This window comes from Janthinobacterium sp. SUN073, from assembly GCF_030397665.1.
GTDB lineage: Bacteria > Pseudomonadota > Gammaproteobacteria > Burkholderiales > Burkholderiaceae_D > Janthinobacterium.
Map to the genome: position 1 here is coordinate 194911 of NZ_JAPUBT010000008.1, position 26799 is coordinate 221709.

General features: G+C 62.9%; 25 protein-coding genes. 11 read left to right on the forward strand and 14 right to left on the reverse strand.

Annotation, left to right across the window (positions count from 1 at the left end):
* Positions 1-70: 70 nt before the first annotated feature.
* Together O0882_RS21010 and O0882_RS21015 are read left to right on the forward strand one after the other, a co-directional pair.
* A complete protein-coding gene (locus tag O0882_RS21010) occupies positions 71-217 on the forward strand; it encodes a lmo0937 family membrane protein (RefSeq protein WP_010396376.1) in 147 nt (48 codons plus the stop codon).
* 141 nt (positions 218-358) lie between these two features.
* Positions 359-1042, forward strand: coding sequence for an OmpA family protein (locus O0882_RS21015; protein WP_289951114.1), 684 nt, complete (start codon positions 359-361; stop codon positions 1040-1042).
* Positions 1043-1110: 68 nt separating this feature from the next.
* On the opposite strand, the gene O0882_RS21020 is transcribed toward O0882_RS21015, so the two are convergent.
* Entirely contained in the window at positions 1111-3957 is a 2847-nt protein-coding gene (locus O0882_RS21020; RefSeq protein ID WP_289951117.1) for a pitrilysin family protein, read from the reverse strand.
* A gap of 287 nt (positions 3958-4244) precedes the next feature.
* Between O0882_RS21020 and O0882_RS21025 the strand changes: the two genes are divergently transcribed.
* From O0882_RS21025 to O0882_RS21035, 3 genes are all read left to right on the forward strand, one after another.
* Positions 4245-4520, forward strand: coding sequence for a hypothetical protein (locus O0882_RS21025; protein ID WP_289951121.1), 276 nt, complete (start codon positions 4245-4247; stop codon positions 4518-4520).
* 84 nt (positions 4521-4604) lie between these two features.
* Complete coding sequence (locus O0882_RS21030) at positions 4605-6152, forward strand: TerC family protein (RefSeq protein WP_289951123.1); 1548 nt, start codon at positions 4605-4607, stop codon at positions 6150-6152.
* Positions 6153-6219: 67 nt separating this feature from the next.
* Positions 6220-6798 carry a DUF3617 domain-containing protein gene (locus O0882_RS21035; protein WP_289951126.1) on the forward strand — a complete coding sequence of 193 codons (579 nt, stop codon included), beginning with the start codon at positions 6220-6222 and terminating at the stop codon, positions 6796-6798.
* Here O0882_RS21035 and O0882_RS21040 read toward each other — a convergent pair.
* The gene (locus O0882_RS21040; RefSeq protein WP_289951129.1) at positions 6786-7895 is read right to left on the reverse strand and encodes a porin; all 1110 of its coding nucleotides are present in this window, start codon (positions 7893-7895) and stop codon (positions 6786-6788) included. The genes O0882_RS21035 and O0882_RS21040 overlap by 13 nt on opposite strands.
* A gap of 318 nt (positions 7896-8213) precedes the next feature.
* On the opposite strand from O0882_RS21040, the gene O0882_RS21045 reads away from it, so the two are divergent.
* Positions 8214-10325 (forward strand): site-specific recombinase, encoded by a 2112-nt coding sequence (locus tag O0882_RS21045; RefSeq protein ID WP_289951131.1) that lies wholly within the window; start codon positions 8214-8216, stop codon positions 10323-10325.
* Complete coding sequence (cls, locus tag O0882_RS21050; RefSeq protein WP_289951133.1) at positions 10322-11713, forward strand: cardiolipin synthase; 1392 nt, start codon at positions 10322-10324, stop codon at positions 11711-11713. The genes O0882_RS21045 and cls overlap by 4 nt, the downstream gene beginning before the upstream one ends.
* A gap of 18 nt (positions 11714-11731) precedes the next feature.
* Here cls and O0882_RS21055 read toward each other — a convergent pair whose 3' ends face one another.
* The 4 genes from O0882_RS21055 to O0882_RS21070 form a co-directional block, all read right to left on the reverse strand.
* Complete coding sequence (locus tag O0882_RS21055) at positions 11732-12247, reverse strand: hypothetical protein (protein ID WP_289951135.1); 516 nt, start codon at positions 12245-12247, stop codon at positions 11732-11734.
* Positions 12248-12362: 115 nt separating this feature from the next.
* Positions 12363-13181, reverse strand: coding sequence for a metallophosphoesterase family protein (locus O0882_RS21060; RefSeq protein ID WP_289951137.1), 819 nt, complete (start codon positions 13179-13181; stop codon positions 12363-12365).
* Between the two features lie 3 nt (positions 13182-13184).
* The gene (locus tag O0882_RS21065; RefSeq protein ID WP_289951139.1) at positions 13185-14099 is read right to left on the reverse strand and encodes a diacylglycerol kinase family protein; all 915 of its coding nucleotides are present in this window, start codon (positions 14097-14099) and stop codon (positions 13185-13187) included.
* Between the two features lie 5 nt (positions 14100-14104).
* A complete protein-coding gene (locus O0882_RS21070) occupies positions 14105-14839 on the reverse strand; it encodes a phosphatase PAP2 family protein (RefSeq protein ID WP_289951141.1) in 735 nt (244 codons plus the stop codon).
* A gap of 165 nt (positions 14840-15004) precedes the next feature.
* On the opposite strand from O0882_RS21070, the gene O0882_RS21075 reads away from it, so the two are divergent.
* A complete protein-coding gene (locus tag O0882_RS21075) occupies positions 15005-15229 on the forward strand; it encodes a hypothetical protein (RefSeq protein ID WP_010396348.1) in 225 nt (74 codons plus the stop codon).
* A gap of 92 nt (positions 15230-15321) precedes the next feature.
* Here the strand turns inward: O0882_RS21075 and O0882_RS21080 are convergent, their stop codons facing one another.
* From O0882_RS21080 to O0882_RS21095, 4 genes are all read right to left on the reverse strand, one after another.
* Positions 15322-16422, reverse strand: a complete 1101-nt coding sequence (locus O0882_RS21080; RefSeq protein WP_289951143.1) for an AI-2E family transporter — start codon at positions 16420-16422, stop codon at positions 15322-15324.
* Positions 16423-16638: 216 nt separating this feature from the next.
* On the reverse strand, positions 16639-17823 hold the full coding sequence (locus O0882_RS21085; protein WP_289951145.1) for a DUF1501 domain-containing protein: 1185 nt from the start codon (positions 17821-17823) through the stop codon (positions 16639-16641).
* Between the two features lie 20 nt (positions 17824-17843).
* The gene (locus O0882_RS21090) at positions 17844-19391 is read right to left on the reverse strand and encodes a DUF1800 domain-containing protein (protein ID WP_289951147.1); all 1548 of its coding nucleotides are present in this window, start codon (positions 19389-19391) and stop codon (positions 17844-17846) included.
* A 105-nt stretch (positions 19392-19496) separates the two neighbouring features.
* Entirely contained in the window at positions 19497-20393 is an 897-nt protein-coding gene (locus O0882_RS21095; RefSeq protein ID WP_289951149.1) for a LysR family transcriptional regulator, read from the reverse strand.
* 105 nt (positions 20394-20498) lie between these two features.
* Here O0882_RS21095 and O0882_RS21100 point away from each other — a divergent pair, with 105 nt between their 5' ends.
* Complete coding sequence (locus O0882_RS21100) at positions 20499-21515, forward strand: zinc-binding alcohol dehydrogenase family protein (protein ID WP_289951151.1); 1017 nt, start codon at positions 20499-20501, stop codon at positions 21513-21515.
* Here the strand turns inward: O0882_RS21100 and O0882_RS21105 are convergent, their stop codons facing one another.
* On the reverse strand, positions 21516-22784 hold the full coding sequence (locus O0882_RS21105) for a glycerate kinase (RefSeq protein ID WP_289951154.1): 1269 nt from the start codon (positions 22782-22784) through the stop codon (positions 21516-21518).
* 90 nt (positions 22785-22874) lie between these two features.
* On the opposite strand from O0882_RS21105, the gene O0882_RS21110 reads away from it, so the two are divergent.
* Positions 22875-23228: a YnfA family protein gene (locus O0882_RS21110; protein WP_289951155.1), complete on the forward strand. Its 354-nt coding sequence runs from the start codon at positions 22875-22877 to the stop codon at positions 23226-23228.
* 6 nt (positions 23229-23234) lie between these two features.
* Here O0882_RS21110 and O0882_RS21115 read toward each other — a convergent pair whose 3' ends face one another.
* Together O0882_RS21115 and O0882_RS21120 are read right to left on the reverse strand one after the other, a co-directional pair.
* Positions 23235-23636 carry a TerB family tellurite resistance protein gene (locus tag O0882_RS21115; protein WP_071078666.1) on the reverse strand — a complete coding sequence of 134 codons (402 nt, stop codon included), beginning with the start codon at positions 23634-23636 and terminating at the stop codon, positions 23235-23237.
* Positions 23637-23705: 69 nt separating this feature from the next.
* A complete protein-coding gene (locus tag O0882_RS21120) occupies positions 23706-24668 on the reverse strand; it encodes a TerC family protein (RefSeq protein WP_289951161.1) in 963 nt (320 codons plus the stop codon).
* Between the two features lie 157 nt (positions 24669-24825).
* Here O0882_RS21120 and nhaR point away from each other — a divergent pair, with 157 nt between their 5' ends.
* Complete coding sequence (gene nhaR, locus O0882_RS21125) at positions 24826-25725, forward strand: transcriptional activator NhaR (protein WP_289951162.1); 900 nt, start codon at positions 24826-24828, stop codon at positions 25723-25725.
* A gap of 7 nt (positions 25726-25732) precedes the next feature.
* Here nhaR and O0882_RS21130 read toward each other — a convergent pair whose 3' ends face one another.
* Complete coding sequence (locus O0882_RS21130) at positions 25733-26743, reverse strand: zinc-binding alcohol dehydrogenase family protein (protein WP_289951164.1); 1011 nt, start codon at positions 26741-26743, stop codon at positions 25733-25735.
* Positions 26744-26799: the final 56 nt, after the last annotated feature.

Here is a 26799-nt window from a genome sequence, read left to right on the forward strand (position 1 = left end):
CGCCACGCGCCAGCGCCTGCAAGGCCATGGCAGTCGCCGTCATCCACACATTACCCTCGGAGGACATATCATGCTGTATACAATCGCCGTCGTACTCATTATTCTTTGGCTGCTGGGCCTGGTAACTTCCTATACCATTGGCGGCTTCATCCACATCCTGCTGGTGGTCGCCGTGATCATGGTGCTGCTGCGCCTGATCAGCGGGCGCGGTTTATAGAGGCCAATTGACTGGCCAGAGGGGCGGTGCGCGTGCAAACGGGCGCCGCCCTTTTGCGTGCGCTGGCAAGCAGGCCCATTTTGCAGTAACGTGTACGGGTAGTCCTGGGTATGTCCCAATAACAAAACAAGGAGAAAATCCATGAAAGAAACATTCAAAAAAGGCCCTGGCGCCACATCCCTGATCGGCATGCTGGTGATCGCACTGGCCGCTAGTGGCTGCGCGGATATGTCCTCGACGCAACGTGGCACGGCCACGGGCGCCGGCATCGGCGCGGGCCTGGGCGCCTTGATCGGCGGCACCACCGGTGGCGGCAGCGGCGGCCGCACGGCCGGCGGCGCCCTGCTGGGTGCGGCAGCGGGCGCCGTGGTCGGCAATATCTGGTCGAACCGCATGGAAAACCAGAAGCGCGCGATGGAACAGGCGACACAGGGTACGGGTGTGCAAGTGTCGCAGACGGCCGATAATCGCCTGAAAATGGAAATCCCCAGCGATATTTCCTTCGACACCAACCGCGCCGACATCAAGGGCAATTTCCGCCCCATCCTCGACCGTTTTGCCGCCACCCTGAATGACAACCCGAACACCACGGTCAGCATCATCGGCCACACGGATAGCACGGGCAGCGCTTCCATCAACGAGCCGCTGTCGGTGGAACGCGCGGCCCACACGCGCGACTACCTGGCCATGCGCGGCGTGTCGCCAACGCGCGTCGTCACGGAAGGCCGCGGCGCCCGCGAGCCGATCGCCTCGAATGCGGATGCCTCGGGACGCGCACGCAACCGCCGCGTGGAAATTTATGTTGCGGAATTAGCACCGCGCTAAGCTGACACACATCAATAAAAAACCCGCCGGCAAGGTGACTTGCCGGCGGGTTTTCTACGTAAAACAGCTTATTTCGACGTCGTTGCCTTGGCGCCGCTGTCACCCTCTTTCGCCACCTTGGCAAAATCGCCCGCCGTCACGATCGACACGGCCGATGGCTTCAGGTACTCGCGCAAGCCCTGGTTCACTTGCGCCAGAGTCAGAGCAGCCACTTTCGCTTCCAGGTCCTTGTCGTAAGCCATGGTGCGGTCTTCGGCAAGGTAGCCGGCCAGTTCGCGCGCCAGCCCCGCATCCTGCGTGCGGCCCACTTCCTGCGATTGCAGCCAGCCCTTCTTCGCCTCGGCCAGTTCCGCTTCCGTGAAGCCGTCGGCCAGCACCTTGGCGATTTCCTCGCGCAGGGCCGCTTCCACCTTGACCGTGTTTTGCGGCGCGCTGATGGCGTACGCCATCCAGTAGCCGGCCGGCTCGCGCGACGGGATGCTCACTTGCGAACCGACGCCGTACGACAGGCCTTCCTTCTGGCGGATGCGGTCGGCCAGGCGGCTGCGCAAGGCGCCGCCACCGAGCATGTGATTGGCGATCAGCAAGGCCGGATAGCTGGCGGCGTCATCCTTGAGGGGAATCGGCTGGATGGCGAACAGCACGCTATTCGCCTTGTCCGGCGTTTCCAGGGTGACTTTCTCGCCGCTGACGGGCTTGACGGCGTCCGGAATGCGCACGTACGGCTGCTGCGCCTTCCAGCTGCCGTACAAGCTGGCCACTTGCGCCTTCAGCGCGACCGGGTCGAAATCACCCACGGCGGCAAAGGTGGCGTTCGACGCGCCATAGTAGGCTCCATGGAATGCTTTCACATCGGTCACCTGGATGGCTTTCCATTGTGCCAGTTCGGCCGGCAGGGTGGCCACGTGGCGCACATGGCCTTCCGGCGTGGCGTCGAGCAGGCGACGGAAAGCGTTCACGGCCAGCGGCTGCGGTTCAGGCAATTCCTGCTCCGCGCGGCCGACTCTTTCGCGCTGCAATTCCAGGAATTCCGTTTCGTTCAGGGCCGGCTTTTGCAACACTTGCGCCAGCAGGTCCATGGCGGCCGGCAAATTCTCGCGCTTGCCCATCAGCATGGCGGTAACGCCCTCGGCGCCGCCCGTGATCGCCACTTGCGTGCCCAGCTGGTCGAACTTGTCCTTCACTTCCTGGCGCGACAGTTTATCCGTGCCGCGCGACAACAGATTGGCCGTGTAGCTGCCCACTTGCCCCTTGCCGCGCAAGCTCTCTTCGCTGCCGAGCTGCAATTTCAGCACGACGCTGACGGTGCTGCCCTTGGTTTTCTTCGGCAGCAAGGCGCCCTTCAAGCCGTTCGGCAAGGTGAAGCGCTGGGTGCGCGCTTCGATATTGTCGGGGCTCGGGTCGAACGCTTCGCCCTGCGCCACGACGGCGCGGCCCGTGTAGCCGGCCAGTTGTGGCGCCACGTCGGCATAGGCTGGCACGACGGTGCGGTCCGGCGCATCGGTGGGGATGAAACGGCCCAGGGTGCGGTTCGAGCTCTTCAGGTATTTCTCGGCCGCTGCCTGCACCTGCGCCGTCGTCAGCTTGTCGAGCTGGTCGCGCTGCAGGAAGAACAAACGCCAGTCGCCGGCCGCCAAGGACTCCGTCAGGGCAATCGTCAGGCGCGCCGTGTTCGAGGTGGCCAGTTCGATCTGTTTGTTCAATTGCTGCTTCACGCGCGCCACTTCCGCATCCGTGATCGGCTGCGATTTCAGCTCTTCCAGCACTTTCAGCATGGCCGCTTGCGCCGCATCAAGGTTGCCATCGACGGGCACCAGCGCGCCGAACAGGTTGTAGCCCGGCTCCAGGTTGCTCACCGAGTTGTATTCGATCTTGCTGGCCAGCTTGGTTTCCACCAGCGCCTTGTGCAGGCGGCCGGCCGGGGCGTCCGTCAGTACGTGGCCGAGCACCTCGATGGCGACGGCGTCCGGGTTGCCGGACGGCGCCACGTGGTAGCCGGCGCCGACAAACTGCGTGCCGCCGCTGCGGCGCACCGTCACGGCGCGCTCGCCATCTTGCACGGGCTCGGCCGTGTAGGTCGGTTCGATCACGCGCGTGGGTTTCGGGATCTTGCCGAACAGCGCATTGATCTGCTGCAAGACCTTGGCTTCATCGAAGCGGCCCGCCACCATCAGCACGGCGTTATCCGGCTGATAATATTTATGATAAAACGCGCGCAAGCGGGGAATGTTGACTTGCTCGATGTCGGAGCGGGCGCCGATGGTCGACTTGCCATAGTTGTGCCAGTCGTAGGCGATAGCCTGGATGCGTTCGCTCGTCACGCCGATCGGATCGCTCTCGCCCATCTCGAACTCGTTGCGCACGACGGTCATTTCACCTTTTTGCGTCTTCGGGTTCCACAGGTCGTTCTGGTCGATGGCCGCGTTGACCATGCGGTCCGCTTCCATGGCCAGCATCTGGCGCAGGTTGTCGTCGTTGGCGGGGAAGGTGGCGTAGTAATTGGTGCGGTCGTACCAGGTGGTGCCGTTGAACTGCGCGCCCGTCGAGTTCAGGATCTCGACGGGGGTTTTCGTGCCCTTCTTGACGCCGAAGTTGGCGCTGGGCTTGAACAGCAGGTGTTCCAGCAAGTGGGCCATGCCCGTTTCGCCATAGTTTTCATGGCGCGAACCGACCAGGTAGACGATGTTGGTGGTCAGCGTCGGCTTGCTGGCATCGGGGAACAACAGCACGCGCAAGCCATTGGCCAGTCGGTATTCGGTGATGCCTTCGACGGACGTGACCTTGACGGCGGCGCCGCGGTTGGGTGCGGCCTTGCCGGTTTTCTGGGTCGGTGCGGCTTCCACCGGGGTGGCGGCCAGGATGAACGACGGCGAGAGGATGCCGGCGGCAAGCAGGAGGGCGGTAATTGGTTTCAAGTCAGAGTCCCCGTAACACTACGATATAAAAATGCGAAAGATGCGCAAGCGCAATACGATACAAACGCAAGAACTGCCATGGACCCACGCTGCGTCTTCGCTGCCCAGGGAAATGATTGCTCTCACAATTTACGGCATACTTATCAGTTACGCAAGTCCCTGTCATCAAGCTGTTATATGCCCGTGTTATACTCCACGGTTCCAGAACTATCTGCCTGTATATGAGACGAGCTCTCGTCCTGCTCTGCCTTTTTGTTTTCATCGCCTTACCCCAGGCGTTCGCCAGCATGGCTTACGCCAGCCCTTCCCCATTCCAGCATGCAGTCGCGGCCGGCACTACTGCCACGCCTGCCTTCGTCGCCGATTGCCTAGACCCCAGCGCCCATGCGGGCTTGCCCGGTGACAACTGCGACGCCGACGAATGCGACAACGACCCCATCACGCTGTACCCGACCTCGCGCCAGGGCGCGCCGTTTTGCGCCATCATTTGGCAGGCGGGACCGGGCGCACTTGCCGAAGCGGACGCGCGGCAGGCCACCCGGCCGCCGCGCGTCCGCCACTGACACCGCAGCACGCAGCGCATTCAGCCCCGGGGCAATCCGCCGCCGGGCACGCTTTATATTGATTGACTTTACAAGGTTACACACATGGAATGGTTATTTGACCCGACAATCTGGGTCGGCCTGCTGACGCTGGTCGTACTGGAAATCGTACTGGGTATCGACAACCTGATCTTCATCGCCATCCTGGCCGAGAAACTGCCGCCGCACCAGCGCGACAAGGCGCGCGTACTGGGCCTGACCCTGGCCCTCGTCATGCGCCTGGGCCTGCTCTCGCTGATTTCCTGGCTGGTCACCCTGACCACGCCATTGTTTTCCCTATGGACATTCTCGTTTTCGGGACGTGACCTGATCCTGCTCATCGGCGGCCTGTTCCTGCTGTTCAAAGCCACCACCGAGCTGCATGAGCGCCTCGAAGGCGTCACGCATGCCCAGACGGGCCCGAAAGTCTACGCCGGCTTCGGCCTGGTGGTGGCGCAGATCGTCGTGCTCGACGCCGTCTTTTCGCTCGACGCCGTCATCACGGCCGTCGGTATGGTGGACAACCTGTACGTGATGATGGCGGCCGTCGTCATTTCCATCGTCGTCATGATGCTCGCCTCGAAGGTGCTGACGCGCTTCGTCAACGCCCACCCCACCGTCGTGGTGCTGTGCCTGAGCTTTTTGCTGATGATCGGCCTCTCCCTGGTGGCCGAGGGCCTGGGCTTCCACATTCCGAAGGGGTATCTGTACGCCGCCATCGGTTTCTCGATCGTCATCGAGTTCTTCAACCAGCTGGCGCGCCGCAACTTCCTCAAGCTGCAGTCCAACGCGCCGCTGCGCGACCGCACGGCGCAAGCCGTCCTGAGCCTGCTGGGTGGCCGCAAGGGCCGCGAAGCCGTCGAAGAGCATGAAGTCAAGGCAATGCCCGATGTCTCCGCCTTTGGCGTGGAAGAGCGCAACATGGTCAGCGGCGTGCTGACCCTGGCCGAGCGCTCGATCCGCTCCGTGATGACGCCGCGCGGCGATGTCTCGTGGGTCAACCTGAACGACAGCAGCGAGAAGATGCTGCAACTGCTGCGCGAAACGCCGCACAGCATGATTCCTGTCTGCAATGATGACCTGGACAATGTGATCGGCATCGCGCGCAGCAAGGACCTGATCGAAGACCTCGTCTCGCACGGCAAGATCGACCCGGCCAGCATGCGCGAAGCCGTCGTCGTGCCGGAAGCGGCCGGCGTGCTGAAAGCCATGGAAACCCTGAAGCGCTCGCGCGGCCAGCTGGTGCTGGTGGTCGACGAGTTCGGCACCGTGCAAGGCGTGCTCACGCCCATCGACATTTTGGAAGCCATCGCCGGCGAATTCCCCGACGAGGACGAGCTCCCCGATGTGGAGGTGCTGGGCCCAGGCCACTGGCGCATCGATGGCGCCACCGACCTGCATTACCTGGAGCAAGTCTTCGAAACGGAGTCCCTGGTCAGCGAAGACGGCGACTACAACTCGCTGGCCGGCTTCCTGCTGGCGCACTTCGAAAACATGCCGGCCGTGGGCGAAGTGCTGGAACTCGATGATCTGCGTTATGAAATCGTCGAAGCGGACGAGCGCCGCATCGCCTGCGTGGACGTGCGCCGCATCGAGCCCGATCACAGTTTGTAACACAATGGCAAGCGTGCCCCGCTTGCCATGCCGTATGCTGGGGTCTGCCTTTTTTGGAGACGCCAACATGAAACGATCCCTGCTACGCCTGACCCTGCTGGCTTGCGCCGCCTCAGGCAGCCAAGCCAATGTCATGGCCGCCTCGCAGACCGCCACCATCAAGCCGGGCCTGTGGCAAGTCGACAGCAAGATGGCGTCACCCGACGCCGCCACCGACAACGCCATGTCCATGGTGCTGCAGCAGCTGGGCAACCTTCCTCCCGATCAACGCAAGCAACTGGAAAGCATGGCCGCCAGCCGCGGCATGGCCATGCCCACCGTGGGCGCCGACGGCGCCGTGCGCGTGACGGCGTGCGTGACGCCGGACATGGCCGCGCGCAAGCAGATTCCCACGGGCCAGCCCGGCGATTGCACCTCGAAGAACAGCGACATCGCGGGCGGCATGCACGTGTCGTTTACGTGCGCCAACCCGAAATCGAGCGGCGAAGGCAAGGTCATGTTCACCGGCGAGCAGGCGTTCAGCATGCAATTGGCCGTGACGACCAGCGCGCGCGGCACGCCGGAACAGGTCAATGTGACGAGCAATGGCAAGTGGCTGGGCGCCAGCTGCCCTGCCCCGGCGGCGACAGCAGCTCAGAAGCCGTGACGGAAGCCCATATTGAAGGCTGCATCGCCGCGTCCCGCGTCGCTGGCATTGCCCACCGTGTAGCGGGCGCCGTTCTTGTTGTGGATCTTCGCGTAGGACGCGTAGAAATCGCTGCGTTTTGACAGGGAATACGTGAGGCCGACGGCGACCTGCGTGGCGTCGCGATTGGCCAGGTCGCGGTCATCCTTGCGCACCCAGGACGCCAGCATCTTGAAACCGCCCACGGGCACGGACACGCCCAGCAGGGTGTCGCGGCTGTCCGAGGACGACATCGACAGGGCCAGCGAGCTGTACGCATTGCTGGGGTCCCACGGCGAACTGCCATAGCCCTTGTTCACGCCCACGGCGGCAAAGGCGGTGGCCACTTTCAGGTCGATATTGGCCGCGATCAGGGTGTTGCGGGACGACATGTCGATGGCGGGCAAGGTGCCGGTGGCGAGGATGAAGTTGTTCTTGCGCTGGTGCGACACGCTGAGATTCACGGCACCGGCCGAATAGCCGAGGGTGGCGCCATACGCGCGGTTGTTGGCGCTGCTGTACGGCGACTCGCCAAAACTGTAGATGGCGCTGGCGGACACGCCGCGCAAGGCGGGCGACACGTATTTGACGGTATTGTCGTAGCGTTTCACGCTGTAGCCGGCCAGGTTGCTGGCGCTGCCGGCCATGCCGCCCTTGAACGGGTCGGCCACATCGGTGAGCGCCAGGTATTGCAGGTTGTACTGGCGCCCCAGGGTCAGCGCGCCCAGGCGGCTGTCGAGGCCTACGTAAGCCTGGCGACCGAACAGCCGGCCGTCTTCCGACTGGCCCGTGTCGTTCTGCACGCCCGCTTCCAGGGCAAATACGGCGGACACGTCATTGCCCAGCGCTTCACGGCCCCGCAACCCCAGGCGCGAGCCGGACGCGACGCCGCCAGACACCTTGCTGCTGGCGCAATTGGCGGCACAACCCCGTTCGGCAACGATGCCCGCGTCAAGCACGCCGTACACGGCAACGTTACTGGATGCGGCACTGCCCGCGCCATCGGCGGCCTGGGCCGTTGCGCCCAGCGCGAATGGCCCCATCCCTATCACAGCAAGCGCAAAATACGAGGTCTTCATGATAAATATCTCGGTGACGTGGGTGAAACTTCCCGGTATTGATCAGGACATGCGCTGTGTGTCACATCCCAGTGTTACCTTATCCTCGCTTTTTGTCCAGCCATCCGTGCGTTGTGCAACAGAAACTTCAGCTTAGCCCCGGGGAAAGAGTCGCACACTGACAACACGCAAGAGTGACCATGATTGTGGCAATCCGCGGCAAAGCGGCGTTAAAAGCAGACCCTGCCGTAACGCAACGTTCGGTGGCGAACGTTGCGCGATTTGACGCAGGCGGTACACTACTGGTTTTACCGACAGCGGCTCGCCCGTTTTTTCTGCATGCTAGCTATCCTCGAACGCATTGACCCGAACTCCAGCAATATCGACTTGCTGGTGGAATTATTCAACTCACTGCGTCCCAAGCGCCCGCAAGACAGCGCTACCGCGATCGCCAACGTGCGCACCCTGCGCCAGCTTCTCAAAGGTAACCCCGCGCAAGCGCGCGCCCTGCACGAATACGTGCTGCGCGTGCTGGCCGCGCGCCGCCACGCCAGCCTGTACACGGACATCGGCGTGCTGTCGAACAGCGGTTTTTTCACCGAATTGAAACGCCGCATCGCCTACCGCATGCTGCCGCCCGCCCTGGGCGACGAGTACCTGAACGACGCGCTCGACCAGGTGCTGTACCTGAAGACCGATTATTTGTGGATCAGCAACGTGCCCGCCACGGACTGGCTGGAACTGTTCGACGTGCTTACCAGCGACGACATCGAACTGGCCGTCGGCGATGGCAATATCATGCTGCCCGGCATACTCGACGCCATCCGCACCCTGTCCTACCGCGTCTGCGCCATGGGCCTGGAACCGGAGCTGACACGCTTTCACAGTGAAATCGAAGTGTTCCAGTCGCCATTCATGGTGCAGAACACGGAAGTGAACGCCTACCTGGACGCCTACTCGAATCTGCTGCACGGCAATATCGAGCACATCGAGGACGCGCGCCACCTGCTGGTGATGCTGGACCAGTGCGATGCCGTCATCGCCAAGATCCGCAAGAAGGCCCTGTACCAGGGCACCAGCATTCCCCTCACCTATTTATTGGTGGCGCTGGCGCAAAGCATCGACCGCCTGCGCAAGCTGCTGTTCCTGGTCGACACGAGCGGCGAGCTGCCCGCATCGAGCAACGTGGATATCGCCGCCATCACGGTGGACGCCACGCAAGACTTGCTGCACCCGCAACCGGTCAGCCGCCGCCGCGCGGGCGCCGTGGGGCTGGCGCTGGAACTGATACGCGCGCATAACCACAAGTACAAGGTCAGCGACCTGTTTTCCGACAATATCAACTTGCTGGCGCGCAATGTGACGGAAAACGCCAGCCGTACGGGCGAGCACTACATCGCGGAAAACCGGCGCGAGATGGGCGCCATGTTCCTCTCGTCGGCCGGCGCGGGCGTGATCATCGGCTTCATGGCGCTGTTCAAGATATTGATGTCGTATTTGCGCTCGGCGCCGCTGGTCGAAGCCTTCATGTTCAGCATGAATTACTCGATCGGCTTCATGTTCATCCATTTGTTGCACTTCACGGTGGCCACCAAGCAGCCAGCCATGACGGCCTCGCGCATCGCCGCCGGCCTGCACAGCAAGGATGGGCGAAATATCGACCTCGACAGCATGGCGGAACTGATCAACAAGGTCTTTCGTACGCAAAACATGGCCGTGCTGGGTAACCTGGCCACGGCCATCCCCACGGCCTGGCTGATCGCGCTCGGCTACAAGGCGATCACGGGCCACCACCTGGTATCACCGGAAAAAGCCATGCACTTGCTGCACGATATCGACCCCATCGGCAGCCCCGCCATCTTTTACGCCATGATTGCCGGCGTGTGCCTGTTCGTGGCCGGCCTGATTTCCGGCTACTATGACAACCAGGCGCTGTACACGCGCTGGGCGCAGCGCATCGCGCAATTGCGCGGCCTGGGCCGCGTGATCGGCCAGGAGCGTTTGCAACGGCTGGGCTTGTACCTGGAAAATAACCTGGGCGGCCTGATGGGTAACTTCTATTTCGGTATCCTGCTGGGCTCCATCGGCACCCTGGGTTTCCTGATCGGCTTGCCCATCGATATCCGCCACATCACCTTTTCGGCCGCCAACTTTGCCACGGCGCTGGTGGGTCTGGACCACAACATGAGCTGGCAGCTGGCCGTCAAGTCGCTGTCGGGCATCTTCGCCATCGGCACGGCCAACCTGCTGGTCAGCTTCGGCCTGGCCCTGTGGGTAGCCCTGCGTTCGCGCCAGGTGCGCTTCAAGCACGGCATGCAATTGTTGAAGATTCTGGGCAAGCGCTTCCTGCGCTCGCCCATCGTCTTCTTCTTCGGTTCGAAAAACCCGCCACCCCTGGCACTGCTTGACGACTCGGCAAACCTGTCACCCACGACCAAGGCTCAAAAATGACCCCCAGGCGCATGCAATCCTGCCTCACCGCCCTACTGCTGTGCTGGACTCTGGCTGCATGCGCCTCGCTGCCCAATGTCAAGAACCTCAACACCACCTTGGCCCCCGTGGCCAGGCCCAATGTGATCACGGGCAAGGGCGCCTTGCTGAACGTCAATAGCCGCGCCGCCCTGCTCAACAAGCGCTGGGCCAAGTCCGGCATGGACTTGAAAACCCAGGCCGCGCTGGAAGAGGCGGCCACGGGCGTGCCTTTAATCAAGGGCAACAAGGTCACCCTGCTGTTTGACGGCCCGCAAACGATGGCCGCCATGTTCCAGGCCATCAGCGAGGCGAAGAACAGCATCAACCTGGAAACGTATATCTTCGACCAGGACCCGCTGGGCCTGAAATTTGCCGACATGCTCATCGAAAAGCAGCAAGCGGGCGTGACGGTCAACGTCATCTATGACAGCGTGGGCACGCTCGGCGTGCCACAGGCGTTTTTCGAGCGCATGCGCGCGGCCGGCGTGCGCCTGGTGGCCTTCAATCCCGTCAATCCCGCCAAGCTCAAGGGCGACGACTGGAAGATCAACAACCGCGACCACCGCAAGGTGCTGATCGTCGACGGCAAGATGGCGTTTACGGGCGGCGTCAACATCAGCGATACCTATGCGAAAAGCTCGCTGTTCCGCTCGAAATCGAAAGCCACCGACAAGAAGGACGTGGGCTGGCGCGATACCCACGTGAAAGTGGAAGGTCCGGCCGTGGCCGCCTTCCAGTGGCTGTTCATCCGCACCTGGGCCCAGCAGGACCAGGCCGACTTGCCGGACGCCAATTATTTCCCCGTGCTGTCCGAAGTGGGCGACAAGCTGGTGCGCGTGGTGGCCAGCGAACCGGACGGCGGCTTTGAAATCTACAAGGCGTATATTTTAGCCATCCAGGAAGCAAAAAAATCCATCCACATCACCTCCGCCTATTTCGTGCCCGACCAGCAGACGGTCGACGCGCTGGTGGCGGCCGCCATGCGGGGCGTGGATGTCACCGTGGTGCTGCCCGGCGTGTCCGACAGCGGCCTGGTGTTCCATGCGGGACACGCGCTGTACGACAAGCTGCTGGCCGGCGGCATCCGCATCTTCCACTTGAAACTGGCCGTGCTGCACGCCAAGACGGCCGTCATCGACGGCGCCTGGTCAACGGTAGGCTCGACCAACATCGACATGCGCAGCTTCCTGCATAACAGTGAACTGAACGTGATCGTACTGGGCGACAGTTTCGGCCGTGAAATGGAAAACGCCTTCCAGGAAGACTTGCGCGACTCGGAAGAGATCACCAGGGCGAAATGGGAAACGCGGCCCATCTCGGACCGCATGAAGGAGTGGGCGGCGCGCTTCATGAATTACTGGCTGTAACGGCCGCCCGCCGCGCGCTCAATACCCGATATTCGCCATGGCTTTATATCGCGGAGACAAGGCGCTATTCAAGGCCAGCACCTTGTCCAGTATCTCTGCCGGAGGTGTCCCTTTCGCACGTTCCTGCTGCAGCAGCTCCACGCGCGCCTTCGATGCCGACGCGGCGACGCCAGCGAAATAGGCTTCGGACTCCGGTGTCTGCAGTTCGCCAGAAACGGAATAGCGCACTGTAGGCCAGTTCGAAATATCGATCAGGGGAAATGCACCGTTATCCGGTGCCGTATTGATAGCGAGCAGTTTTTCCGCTTCTGCCGGGTCGGCCTTGGCGCTATCGACCAGCCGCTTGCGGTAGATGGCGCCAGTGGCGTCATCGGCCACAGCGCCTTGCCTGTTGGCATTCCCGGCTGAAGTTGCCGCCGACTCCGTTACCGAAGCAAATACTGCGGCAAAGGACTTGTTTTCAGGGCGGGAAAGCGTATCTGCCACGCGCGGGGAGACGGATGATGCAGTGGTCATTTTTGAGTCGATTAGCATATATTTCTCCAAAACAATATATTATCGCGATTATAACGACTCCGCCTGCTGATCATTTGCCGATCAAACCTGTAAATACAGCGCTATTCGTCTGTCAATATCCCCTTTACTCCCACTACAACGGCCGCAAGCTGGCCCACACGCCGCCCTGGCGTGCAAACGCTTCCGTGCTGACCTTTTCAAAGTCGGCACTGTCTTCATTCCAGCTGTAGCGCTCGACTCTGATACCGCTGTCTTCGATACGGATGACATTGAACGAGTTCGACTCGCCCCTGCCCCGCGTTGACGTGGCCGTGCCCGCCTGCACCATCAGGGCAGCGTAGCCGTCGATCTTGTAGCGCGCCGAGGTGTCGCCTGCATGGCTGGCGTGCAAATGGCCGGCCAGCAACAGGTCCACGCCACATTCGGAAAACATTTGCAGCGCCAGCGGCGCGCGGTCGACCAGGTCATCCTTGTCGAAGTGCTCGGGCAAGTCAAAGGGATGGTGCGTGACGATGATGCGCGTCAAACCGGGCGGCAAACGGCCCAGGCGTTCACGCAGGACATCGATCTGCTCGTGGCTGATGCGGCCATCCTTGAACGTCAGGGAGCGGGCCGTGTTGATGCCCAGCACGGCGATTTCCTCGTCCACGTATTCGGGATACAAATCGTCCGTCACATGGCGCCGGTATTTCACCAGCGGCGTCAGGAAGCGGGAAAAGACGTTATACAGGGGCACGTCATGGTTGCCTGGCACCACGACCTGCGGCCCCGGCAAGCTGTCGAGAAAAGCCCGCGCCTGCTGGAATTGAGCGCTGCGGGCGCGCTGCGTGAGGTCGCCGGAAACGACGACGACGTCCGGTTCAAGGCGCTCGACCAGCGCGCGCAGGGGCGCCAGCAGCGCAGGATCGACCCTGCCAAAATGCAAATCGGATAAATGCACGAGGGTACGCATAGCCTACTCCTGGGCTGGCGCCGGTGCGGGCACGATCACCTCCAGCGCGGCGGGACGGATGCGGTAGCGCAGCGGCGTATTCATGATGGTCACTTCGCCATCGGTGGCCACGCGCAGGCGGCGGTGTTTCGTGGCGATTTCCAGGTCATTGGCCGTCAGCATATCGAAATCCTTGGCTTGCGACAGTTTGCCGAACAGCGCGTGCAAGGCCAGTTTCAGCAAGCCCAGGCGGCCCGGGCGCTGCGCCACGTACAAGCTCAGCTGGCCGCCATCGAGCCGCTCGCGCTCGCCGATATTCAAGCCTTCCATCAGGTATTCATTATTGCCGATGAAGACGAAAGGCGTGCGACGCGCATGCACGGCGTCCTTGAGTTTCAATTGCACGCTGAGAAAGGGATAGCGGCGCAAGGCCGCCACCAGCGCCCAGCTGAAGGCCAGCCACTTGCCCCGTCCCAGCCGGCGCTGTTGCTTTTCGCGGTCGCGCACGATATCGGGATATAAACCCAGGCTGGAATTGTTCAGGAAAATGCGGCCATTCACTTCGCCCACGTCGACCTGGTGCCGCACGCCGTGCGCCACATTGGCGATGGCCGCATCGAGCGCCAAAGGAATATTCAAATCCTTGGCGAAATGGTTCAAGGTGCCCAACGGCAAGACGCCAAACGGCGTGCCGCTACCGACAACGACGGAGGCGACGGCATTGATGGTGCCGTCGCCACCACCGGCCACGACGATGGGCGCGCCATCGCGCAAGGCCTGCTCGGCGGTGGCGATCATCTCGGCGCCGCTTTGCGCCAGGGTGATGGCGGCGTCGAGGCCCACGGCCAGAAACTGTGCTTCCAGCTGCTGCGCCCAGTCGGGCGCATAGCCGCAGCCTGCGCCCCCGTTGATGATGACTGCAATCTTACTCAGGATCATTCCCCTTATGTGGTTTGCCGGATATGCCGGCGGCGGCGCAGGGTCGACACGCCGGCGATGCAGATGGCCAGCCAGCCATAGCTTTCCGCCATGGCCGCCAGCACATCGCTCAGGTAATGCGCGCCCAGGTAAATGCGGCTGAAACCCACGAGTGACGCCATCAGGAAGGCGCCCAGCGCGATGGCGATGCGCTTGCCCCAGGCACCGGGCGCCGTCTGGCAAATCAGGTAGGCGGCCAGCAAGCCGTACAGGGCCGTCGAGGTGGCCGTATGACCACTCGGAAAGCTGTACGTGCTGAGGGCCGTCTGCAATAGCGGTTCATCAAAACTGGGCCGCGCACGGACAAAAATGTACTTTAGCAGCAGGTTCAAAAACATGACGCCCGGCATGGTAATGACCAGGGTAAACAGCCAGTAGGTGGCGCCCTTGCGGTGCAGATACCAGCCCAGCAGGGTCGCCAGGGTGATGGCGCCGATCACGCCGTGCAGGTGCGTGACGACCAGCAGGCAGCTGGTGATCCACGGCACGGCATGCTGGTTGAACCACTGCGCCACCTGCAGGTCGATCACCGTGATCTGGGCCATGCCCATCACGGCTTCGGCAATCTCGTGGAACACCACGATGGCCACCAGCATCAGCGCCACGCCCACCGTCATGTGCAGGCCCAGCTCGCCCTCGGGTGACAGGCGCGCCTCGACGAAACGGCGCAGTTTTGTGGCCCAGCCCGTGGTCATTCCCATGTCATTTTTTTCTTGCAAACTCATCCCTCTTTCATGTTCCTGGTGATGATCAAAAAAACCACACCCATAAAAAAATACTGTTTATTCATACAGTAGCTGTGTTTTCATACAGTAGTTATGCTATTCTGATGACTCGTTCAACACATCTCCCTCAAAGGAATTGTCATGGCAACATTGAATAGCGGTTTTGGCTCACGGTTCGGCCTGGAATACGCCCCAAGCTCTTTCCTCGTCCGCATGGGCAAGCGCGAAATCCTCGTCTGCCGCGACTTCCGCAAGCGCTACTACACCGTCAATCCCCTGATCGAGTGCGGTACGGGCATCGAGCCGGGCTATGTTGAAGTGCTGCTGATGCGCCGTTGGCTTTTAATCTTATCTAAAGCGCATTAAGTCCACCTTAACCGCGTAGCGGTCCAGGTGTTCCGCCCGGCCACGCCGGGAACGCCCAGTACCGGCCAGCGGCAACGCTGGCCGACCCCTCATTACTGTGTGCGTTCCGGTGCGGCCGGGCTGGCAGGTGTTTGCACTGGCAGCACCTTGTCAGACACATTCGCTTCGTACCACAGCGTGACGAACAGCACCATCACGACGGGGCCGATGAACAGACCCACGAGGCCCAGGGTTTCCACGCCGCCCAGAATGCCGAACAACACGGCCAGGAAGGGCAAGCGGGTGGCGTTGCCGATCATGCCGGGACGCACGAAGTGATCGGCCACGAACAGCACCACGGTGCCCCACACGGCCACGCCGATGGCGGCGCCCACATTGCCCTGGAAGACCAGCAAGGCGGCGGCGCACAGGTAAGCGAGTGGTGCGCCAAACGGGATGATGGCCAGGATGCCGGTGGCGAACGCCCACAGGGCCGGCGACGGCAAGCCGGCGATGGCGTAGGCGATACCGATCAGCACGCCTTCGGCCAGACCCACCAGTACCAGGCCGTTGACTGTCGCGCGGATGGCGGTCGGGATCTTTTGCGCATAGCGGCCCCACCGTTCGGGGCGCAGGAAATGGCTGCCGACGACCGTGATCTGGCGCGTCAGCGCTTCACCATCCTTGTAAAAGAAAAACAGGCACAAAAAGGCCAGGCCGAAGTCGACCAGGCGGTGAAACACGTCCGCGCCAAGGATTTTCAGGATGTCGCGCGCGGAATGAAAGCCGCCTACGGCGCTGCCCGCAAAGAAGTGACCCAGACCATGGGGCTGGCTCAGGGTGGCTAGCCACCAGTCGCCGATGGCGCTGCCGGCCAGCGGAATATGCGCCACCCAGTCCGGCACGGGCAAGCCCTCGGTATTCGCATGGACGACGAAATTGGCCAGCACGGGCACTTCGCGCGCCGCCTGCGCCACGCCGAACAGCACAGGGATGATGAAGATGCAGGCGAACGCCAGGGTCAGCACGGCTGCCGCGATGATGGTGCGCTGGCCCAGCGCCGCGCGCACGCGCAGGTACAAGGGCCAGGTGGCCACGCACAGGATGCCGGCCCACACGAGCGGCAAAAAGAAACGCTGCATGACGAAGGCCGTCACGGCGATCAGGGCCAGGGAAAAGCCTGCGCTGACGATGTCGCGCTGGGTATCGGTCATACCACTCCATTCGTGCCCGGCACACTGTAAAGGTGTACGGGCTTATAGCGCCTAACAAAACCGTAGCGAGCGGAAGGAAGTTGTGGCTGAGAAGCGCAACTGTACGAAGGTACAGTGAGCATCGCAGGCCGCAAATTACGACGCGCAGTAGGTTTTGATAGGTGCTAGGCTACGCGCCAGTTGCGCAGGCGTAGCGTAACACGGAGGTTCGCTGATTTACACGAGTCCCAGCTCCACCGGTTTGACGCCGGCAAACACATGATCGAGTTGCGCGGGCGTCAAGCCGAAGGTGCGGCGCAGCAAGCCGCCCAGCACAGCGCGGTATTCATTCAGCACGGGCATGTCGCGGTTCTGGAACAGGTTCGCCTGTGAAATCGCCACCTGCTCGCCCGCCACCTGCTTGCCCTTGATCCCGCCGCCCAGCACCCAGAACACGCTGCCGTGGCCGTGGTCCGTGCCGCGGTTGCCGTTTTCGCGGAAGGTGCGGCCAAATTCGCTGACCACCACCACGACGGTATTGCGCCATGCGCTGCCCATCTCCTGCGAAAACGCGGCCAGGCCACGCCCCAGTTCATCGAAGCGCCCCGCCAGATAGCCGTTGGCGCCGCCCTGCCCCACGTGGGTATCCCAGCCGCCCACGTCGACGAAGCCGATATTGTATTTGTCCTTCATCAAGCGGGCGATGCGCTGCGCTTCCAGTTCAAAACCCTTGGTACTGATGGCGTTGCGGTTGGCCGCCTGCATCTCCCCCGTCAATTCCTTCGTCACATCGTCGCGCACGGCAAAGCCCGCGCTGACGGGTTGCTGCAGGGGCGTGCCCTTGTACATGGCGGCGATGAGCTGGCTTTGACGCGCATCGATACCCGACTTGCCCACCGAGCGCAGCCCCATGTTCGGCACTTGCACGCCGCCCTGGAAGATGAGGGGCAGCTGGTCGGTGAAGGAAATCGCGTGATTGTTGCTATTGAGACTTTGCGCCAGCCGGTTCAAAAAACCCGAGCGAAAATCGCGCCGGCCGCCCAGTTCCTGCCCCAGCTCGATGCTGTCCTGCGTCTCGAAATGGCTGCGCGTCAAATCCGTCGTGCCAGCAAACGGGATGAAGGCCGCCTCGCCGCCGTTGAACATGGGGTAGATGGTCTCGCGCAAGGCCGGATGCAAGGCCCAGTCGGCGGTCAAAGCCAGCGCGCCGTTGTCCGCACCGGGTTTCGCGATGGCGATATTCGGCCGCGATGCATAGTAAAAATCGCTGCCGAGCGGCACCAGCAGGTTGTTGGCGTCATAGCCTCCGCGCAAGAAGACGAACAGCAGCCTGGCATTCGTGGCCGGTGCGGCCAGCAAGCTGCCTGCATGCGACAACAGGGGCGCGGCGGCCAGGGCTTTCAACAGGTCACGACGGTGCATGGCAATCCTCCGGTTTCAACTTAGCGGTGCATCATTTCGGGTGACGAAAGCAAGAAGGTGTTCCACTCCTGCGGTGAAGCGGCTTGCTCCAGGGCCTGGCGCGTGGCCGGGCTCAAGGTCGGCTGCAGCGACTGGTAGTACAGGGCGCTGGCCAGCTGGGGAAACGCGACCTTTTCCTGCGGCTGCGGGCCATCCGTCTTGAACAGGCCGGCGCTGCCCGAACCGATGGTGCGGGCGATATCGAAACGCGTCGTCATCTGGCCGGGGCTGGCCCAGGAGGCATCCGTCAGCGGATAGCCATCTGGCGTCTGGCGTCCGTACAGGGGCTGGCCCATGCGCGAAAGCCAGTTCAGCATGGGCCCCGCGTTCAGGATGGGCTTGTCGTCATAGCTGAGGCGCACGGCCGACACCACATAATGCATGGGGTCCTTGAATTTCTTGCCCAGCGACTGCCTGAATTCGGGACTGTTGAACATGGTCTGCAGCACATCGGCGATCATGCCGTCGCTGTGCTGGAAGGTGGTGGCCATGCGCGCCACCAGCGGCTCTGGCGGATTGTCGCCCACGAAATACTGGGCCAGCTTGGCACTGATAAAGTGCGCGGTGGCGGGACTGCGGCTGAGGCGGTCCAGCGCTTCGTCGAGTTCGGCCAGCCCCCTGCCCTTCACCGTTTGCCCGAGGAATTGCTTGTCGCCGTAATCGTGGCGGTTCGGGTTGAACTCGAACAAGCCCCGGCGCACGTATTGCGATTGCAGCGCCGGTTTGACTTTCGGCGTGTCGGGTCCCAGATTAACGCCCACGCCCGTCAGGATGCGCGCCAGTTCCTGCACGTCCGTCTGGCTGTAGCCGCCGTTGACGCCCAGCGTGTGCAGCTCCATCAGCTCGCGCGCATAGTTTTCATTGATGCGCTTGACGGCGTTGGCTTCATTGTCCAGATAGCGCAACATGGCCGGATGGTGGACGGTCGCACCCAGCAAGTCGCGAAATTTCCCCAGGGCATGCGGCGCGATGGCGTTCGCCTCGTAATCGCCCACCATGGCGCGCAAGTTGTGCTTGCCCTGGTGCACGCTGAAATGGTTGAGCCAGAACCAGCTCAGCTGTTGCTGCAGCTGGTTCGGCGAATACACGTCCAGCAACAGGGAACGCGTGGCCGCCTCGCGCGCCAGGCGGTTGAGTTCCTGCTGGTAATCCTTTTGCGCCTGCTGCTTCGCCATGTCGTCCATGACGGCGGCCGACTCCTTGCGCTTTTGCTCCATCGACATCACCAATTGATCCAGCGGCACCTGGCTGATCGTCATGGCGTCGATCTGCGCCTGCACGGCAGGCGGCAAGGTCGTTTTTCCTGGGTGCAACTGCGCCTGCAGGTAAGCGTTCCAGCCTTGCGCCTGCAACTGGCGCACGCTGCCCCCATTCACGCCCCAGCTGACCCGTTCCAGCATGGCGATGCCTTGCGCGGCATTGTCGGGCGCGGCGGCGGCATGCTGCGCGGCCGGCGGTGCCGTCGCGGCACAGCCGGCCAGCAACAGCAGGCACATCAAGGTCGTCGGCAACAGTCGGTTCGGGCTCATGGCTATCCTTCAAGCGGTTTCATGCAGAATGCCTGAGGGTACGCCCAGGTTGACCCGCGCATGATTGCCATTTGCAACGAGTTGTAATCAATGCTGCCATTTTCATCATTCCGCACACTTGTCGCGCAGGAAATCGCGCAGCTGCAGCACCAGCGGCGTCACCTGGGCCCGGTGCATGCACACCAGCTGCAAGGGCGTGGCCTCGCCCGCCACCTCGGGCAGCAGCACCTCCAGGCGGCCGGCCGCCACGTCGCCGGCAACGTCTAGCCGCGATTTATAGGCGATGCCCAGTCCCGCCACGGCCCAGCGGCGCACGAGGTCGGCATCGTCTGCACTGCGGTTGCCACTCACTTGCACGGTGACTTGCTCGCGCTGGGGCAGGCGGTAAAAGGTCCAGCGGTCATGCATGCCATCTTCCAGCGCGAAGCGCAGGCAATTGCGCTGCGACAAGTCTTCCAGCGCCAGCAGGGGGCCGTATTCACGCAGATAAGCGGGCGAAGCCACCAGCACCCGGTCGTTGGCGGGGGCGATGGGCATGGCGACCATGGACGAATCGTCCTGCTGGCCGTAACGCAGGGCAATATCGACTTGCTGGCGCACCATGTCGGCCACCCGGTCGCTGACGCTGAGCTGGTACTGCAGCTTCGGGTGGCGCGACTGGAATTCGTCCAGCCAGCCCAGCATCAGGTTGCGACCCAGGTCGGACGGCATGGCAATTTTCAAGGTTCCGCCGAAACTGCCCTTACCGGCCAACAGCGCGTCGTGGCCCGCGCGCAGCAGGCGCAAGGCTTCGCGCGCGTGTTCCAGGTATTGCGTGCCTTCCGGCGTCAGGCTCAGTGAACGCGTTGTGCGGGTCAGCAGGCGCAAGCCCAGCTCCCCTTCCAGGCGCTTGACGGCGGCGCTGGCCAGCGCGGGCGAAATGCCGATCTCGCGCGCGGCCGCCGACAGGCTGCCCCGGTCGGCCGTGCGGACAAACACCTGCAAGTCATCGAGTCGCAGCAATTTTCAGCATTCCTTTGAAAGTGTTTCGGTACGCGCCCTCTTTTTCCCGGACGCGAAAGCAACCATCATACGTCATCGCCTTCCCACTCTAGCCCAAGGATTAGCATGAAAGCCATCGCCTACCACCACAGCCTGCCCATCACGGATGCAGCCGCCCTGCTCGACATCGAGCTGCCAATGCCCGTCGCCACGGGGCGCGACCTGCTCGTCGCCGTCAAGGCCATCTCCGTCAACCCCGTCGACGCCAAGGTGCGCAAGAACCGCGCGCCGAAAGAGGGCCAGCCGGAAGTGCTGGGCTGGGATGCGGCTGGCGTCGTCACGGCCGTCGGCCCCGACGTGACGCTGTTCCAGGTGGGCGACAAGGTCTGGTACGCGGGCGCCATCAACCGCCCCGGCAGCAACAGCGAATTCCAGCTGGTCGACGAGCGCATCGTCGGCCACATGCCCGCCAGCCTGGACTTTGCCCCCGCCGCCGCCCTGCCCTTGACGGCGATTACCGCCTGGGAATTGCTGTTCGACCGCCTGCAGCTCAGCCGCGACAAGAGTCTGACAGGCAAGTCCCTGCTGGTGATCGGCGCGGCCGGCGGCGTCGGCTCCGTGCTGGTGCAGTTGGCGCGTCAATTGACGGGCGTCACCATCATCGGCACGGCCTCGCGCGCGGAAACGGCTGACTGGGTCAGGGAACTGGGTGCCCACCACGTGATCGACCACAGCTTGCCGCTGGCGGGGGAAATCACGCGCCTGGGCTTGCCGCCCGTCGATTACGTGATCAGCCTGAACCAGACCGACAAGCATTTCGAGCAAATCGTGGAACTGATCGCGCCGCAAGGCAAGTTCGCCCTGATCGACGACCCCGAGCACATCGACGTGCGCAAGTTCAAGGGCAAGAGCGTGTCCTTGCACTGGGAACTGATGTTTACCCGTTCGCTGTTCCAGACGGCCGACATGGTCAAACAGCATGAACTGCTGGAAGAACTGGCGCAGCTGGTGGATGCGGGCACCATCAAGACCACCCTGGCCGAGCGCTTCGGCACGATCAATGCGGCGAATTTGAAACGCGCGCATGCCTTATTGGAAAGCAATACCGCCAAGGGCAAGATCGTGCTGGAAAATTTTAATTAATCAGGTAATCAGGATGGCCCGGAAATCATTGACGTTGGTCAATGTCGGGCCAGTGATCACGCTATCTCCCAGCGCCTGGAAGAAGCCGTGGCCATCGTTGTTGTCGAGGCTCTCGCGCGGCTTGATGCCCAGCGCCCAGGCGCGCTGCAGGGTGTCCGGCGCCAGAAGCGCGCCGGCGATGTCTTCCTGGCCGTCGACGCCATCCGTGTCGCCGGCCAGCGCGTGGATGCCTTCCTGCCCGTCCAGCGCGATGCCCAGCGCCAGCAAAAATTCCACATTGCGGCCGCCGCGGCCATTGCCGCGCACGGTGACCGTCGTTTCGCCGCCCGACAGCAGCACGCACGGGGCGGGAAACGGCTGGCCCCGCATGGCCGTTTGCAGCGCGATGCCGGCCATGACTTTCCCCACGTCGCGCGCCTCCCCTTCCAGGCTGTCGCCTAATATACACGGTGTGATACCGGCCGCGCGCGCCACGGCTGCCGCCGCTTCCAGCGCCATCTGCGGCGTGGCGACCAGGGTCGTGCGCGTGCGCGCCAGACGCGGATCGTCGGGTTTCACGGATTCGCCGCGCCCGCTTTCCAGCACCGCGCGCAAGCTGTTCGGCAAGTCGATGCCGTAGCGGCGCACGATGGCCAGCGCGTCCTCGCAGGTGGTGGCGTCGCCTACCGTGGGACCGGAAGCGATATCGCCCAGCTTGTCGCCGGGCACGTCGGAAATGGCCAAAGTGATGACTTGCGCCGGATGGCAAGCGGCCGCCAGACGCCCGCCCTTGATGGCCGACAAATGGCGGCGCACGCAATTCATTTCGCCGATGGTAGCGCCCGAGGCCAGCAGCGCGCGGTTCAAGGCTTGCTTGTCTTCCAGGCTGATGCCGTCCAGCGGCAAGGCCAGCAGCGACGAGCCGCCGCCCGAAATCAAACACAGCACCGTGTCGTCCGCCTGCAAATTCCCCACCAGGTCGAGCATGCGCTGCGCGGCCTGCATGCCGGCCGCATCCGGCACGGGGTGCGACGCTTCCACGATCTCGATGCGCACACACGGCACGGCGTAACCGTAGCGCGTCACCACCAGTCCGGACAGGGGACCAGGCCAATGCTGTTCCACGGCTTGCGCCATGGCGGCCGACGCCTTGCCGGCGCCGATGACGATCAGCCGTCCCTCGGGCGCGGGCGGCAGATGGGGCGGGATGCAGTGCGATGGCTGGGCCGCTTCGATGGCGGCCTGGAACATGGCTTGCAGCAAGGCGCGCGGCGCTGGGGTGGTCGTCATGGTGTTCTCCTCGGGTATCCGAACCCGATCATAGCAGGGACGTGGCCGCCCGGAGGCTACAATGGCGGCAAGATTACTCACAGGAATGCAATGAACGACGCCATCGAATGGACCAGTCTTGCCCGCACTTTCGGGCTATTTACCGTCACGGCCGTGGCCGAACTGCTGGGCTGCTACCTGCCCATGCTGTGGCTGAGCAACAAGGGCAGCGCCTGGCTGCTGTTGCCGGCCGCCATCAGCCTCTTGATCTTCGTGTGGCTGCTGACCTTGCATCCGGCCGCCAGCGGCCGGGTGTATGCCACGTATGGCGCCATCTATATCGCCACGGCGCTGGGGTGGCTGTGGCTGGTGGACGGCATCACGCCCGCCTGGACGGATGTGACGGGCGTGGGCCTGGCCCTGGCCGGCGCCGCCGTCATTGCCATGGGGCACAAAACGGCTTGACGTGCATCAGGCAGCATGCGCGCGGAAGTTTGTTTCCGCCGACCACACGGCGCTGGCGCGGGCCAGCAATACGGCTTCGCCATCGGCCAGCCAGTCGTCCGCATCGGCAATCTTCCACATGGCTTGCAGCAGTTTGCGGCGCAAGTCGGGATCATCGATTTCATCGAGCAGGCTGTCGATCACGCCATTGGCCAGTTGCACCGCGCCATGCACGGTCGAGGTCAGCATGTCGTCGCACAAGTCTTGCAGCAACTGCTGAAAAGCGGCCGGCGCCAGGTCGATATGTTCGAGGATCTTGCTGCGGTGCATCGCTTGCAGCTCGGCGCTGGCCAGGTTGCCATCGACTACCATCATCAGGGCCAGAATACGTCCCGCTGCCTGGGGACTGTTCGCTTCATAAGTACGCATGATTTTCTACTTTCTCAGTTAATTAAATAAAGAGCGCGCCACCGCCATGCGGGGCGCGCCGTACTGCATTTACTTTTTGTCGCTGCGGGTGATGAACACGCTCGCCACGCAACTCGATACGATCAGCACTGCCACCACCAGCAACGAAGCTTCCACCGGCACGTGGTACCACGGCATGATCAGCATCTTGGCGCCGATGAACACCAGCACCATCGCCAGGCCATACTTGAGCATGTGGAAGCGGTCAGCCACATCCACCAGCAGGAAGTACAGGGCACGCAATCCCATGATGGCGAACAGGTTCGACGTGAAGACGATGAACGGGTCCGTCGTGATGGCGAAAATCGCCGGGATCGAATCGACCGCGAAGACCAGGTCCGTCACCTCGATCAGGATCAGCACCAGGAACAGCGGCGTGACGTAACGCAAACCGCCCTTTGCCACGAAGAAACGCTCGCCATGGTCGCCGTCCGCTACCCGCAAGTGGCGGCGGGCAAAGCGCAGCACGGGATTGTTCGCCACATCCGGCTCTGCATCGGCCGCCACCAGCATGCGCATGCCGGTAATCAACAGGAACGCGCCAAACAGGTACAGCACCCAGCTGAACTCGCTTACCACCCATGCGCCGGCCATGATCATCACGGCACGCATGACGATCGCGCCCAGCACGCCATAAATCAACACCCGGCGCTGGTACTGGATCGGCACCTGGAAGGCGCTGAAGATCAGCAGGAAGACGAACACGTTATCGACCGACAGCGCTTTCTCGATCAGGTAGCCGGAGAAAAACTCCAGCGCCTTCTGGTTGGCGATCTCGGGTCCGGCCGTGCCGTTCAGATACCACCACAGGCCACCGTTGAACAGCAGGGCCAGGCTGACCCACACCAGCGACCACGTCGCCGCTTCCTTGATGCTGACCTTGTGCGCCTTGTTGCCGCCGAAGACGAACAAGTCCAGCGCCAGCATCACCAGAACAAAGGCGATGAAGCCGGCCCACATGGGTGCCGTTGCAATACTCTCCAGGCCGTTCATCGGTGGCCTCCGCAACTGTCTGTTTGTATCCTGATGCCCATGGCACTCTCCTTGCATGAATTGAGCAGCCATCATAGTCTGAATATAAACATCGAACAAATCGAATATAATTTACGAATACATCGAAAAATTCGATGTATTCGCTTCAGGGAAAAGCATGTCGACACTCAACTTCAAGCACTTGCGCTATTTCTGGATGGTGGCCAAGACGGGCAGCATCGCGCGCGCGGCCGAACAGCTGCACCTGACGCCGCAATCGATCTCCGGCCAGCTGAGCGAGTTTGCCGACACCCTGGGCGTGGAATTGTTCCGCCGCAGCGGGCGCCAGCTGGAATTGACGGACACGGGCAGGCGCATCCTCAGCCATGCCGAAAGCATTTTCAACACGGGCGATGAACTGCTGGAAATCGTGCGCGACCAGTCGCGCACGGCGACGACGACGTTTCGCGTGGGCTGCGCCGATTCCGTGTCGAAACTGATCGCTTGCCGCCTGGTCGCACCCGCGCTGGGCCTGGCCGAGCCGCTGCGCATCATTTGCCGCGAAGGACGGCTGGCCAGCCTGCTGGCGGACCTGGCGGTGCACCGGCTGGACCTGATCATGGCGGACCGCCCCATGCCCGCCCATTTGAGCGTGCGCGGCTTTAACCATTTACTGGGCGAAAGCGGCATGACCCTGTTCGGCACGCCAGCGCTGGCCGCCACCCTGACGGGGGACTTTCCGCTATGCCTCGACGGCGCGCCGCTGCTGCTGCCAGGCGAAGACTTCGCCATCTACGGGCGCTTGCTGCAATGGCTGGGCGACAATCATCTGCACCCGCGCATCGTGGGCGAGTTCGACGACAGCGCCATGATGAAGGCCTTCGGCCAGTCCGGCGCCGGCCTGTTCTTTGCGCCCACCGTGATCGCGCCCCAGGTGTGTGAACAGTACGCCGTGGTGGCGCTGGGGCGGGTCGACAGCCTGGTCGAGCAAGTCTACGCGATCACCACGGAACGGCGCCTGAGCCACCCCGCCACCATCGCCATCAGCCAGAGCGCGCGGCACGAGCTGTTCGTGTAAGCCAGATTCAATCGCTGACGACGATTTTCCCCGGCTGCCCGCCCCGCTGCAGCAGCGCATGCGCGCGCAACACGGTGGCCGCATCCATGGGCGACAGGCGCTGCCGCACCGTGTGGCGCAGCACGCCGTCGTCCAGCAGCCGCGCCACGCGCTGCAAAATGCGGTGCTGCTCCAGCATATCGTCGGTAGCAAACAACGGCCGCGTAAACACCATTTCCCAGTGCAGCGAGACACTCTTGCCCTTCAGCGGCGCCGCGTCGAAAACATCGTGGTCGTCGATGACGGCCAGCTTGCCGTGCGGCGCGATCAGCTCCACCAGCGCCGCGACATGCTGGGCCGTGTGCGACAGGGCGGCGATGTGGCGCACAGGCGCCACGTTCAAGGCCGCCACCTGCGCCGCCAGCGGCAGCGTGTGGTCGATCACGTGATGGGCGCCCATGGCGCGGCACCACGCCATGCTGTCGCCGCGCGACGCCGTGGCGATCACGATAAAACCCGTCAACCGGCGCGCCAACTGGATCAGCATGGAACCGACGCCGCCCGCGCCGCCCAGCACCAGCAGGCTGCCCCGCGGCTGCACGTCGCCGGGCGCGATGGCAAAACGCTCGAACAGCAATTGCCACGCCGTCAGCGCCGCCAATGGCACGCTGGCCGCCTGCGCAAAGTCCAGCGACGCCGGCATGGCCCCCGCGATGCGCTCGTCGACCAGGTGATACTCGGCATTGGCGCCCGCGCGGTCGAAGGAGCCCGCGTAATACACGGCTTGCCCCGCCGCGAACAGGGTCACGTCGCTGCCCACCGCATGCACGGTGCCGGCCGCATCCCAGCCCAGGCTGACAACGTTGTCCGGCACTGTGACCAGCCCGGCGCGCACCTTGGTGTCGAGCGGGTTGACGCCCACGGCGCGCACCCGCACCAGCACGTCGCGCGGGCCGGGCACGGGCATCGCCCCCTCCACGTCGAACAGGCCATCCTCGTCGCCCACGCCGCTGCCCTTGTTGAAACCGATCGTCTTCATTGCCTCCCCTTGCAAATAAAAGCCCATGGTAAGCGGCCACGCAACAAAGAAAAATA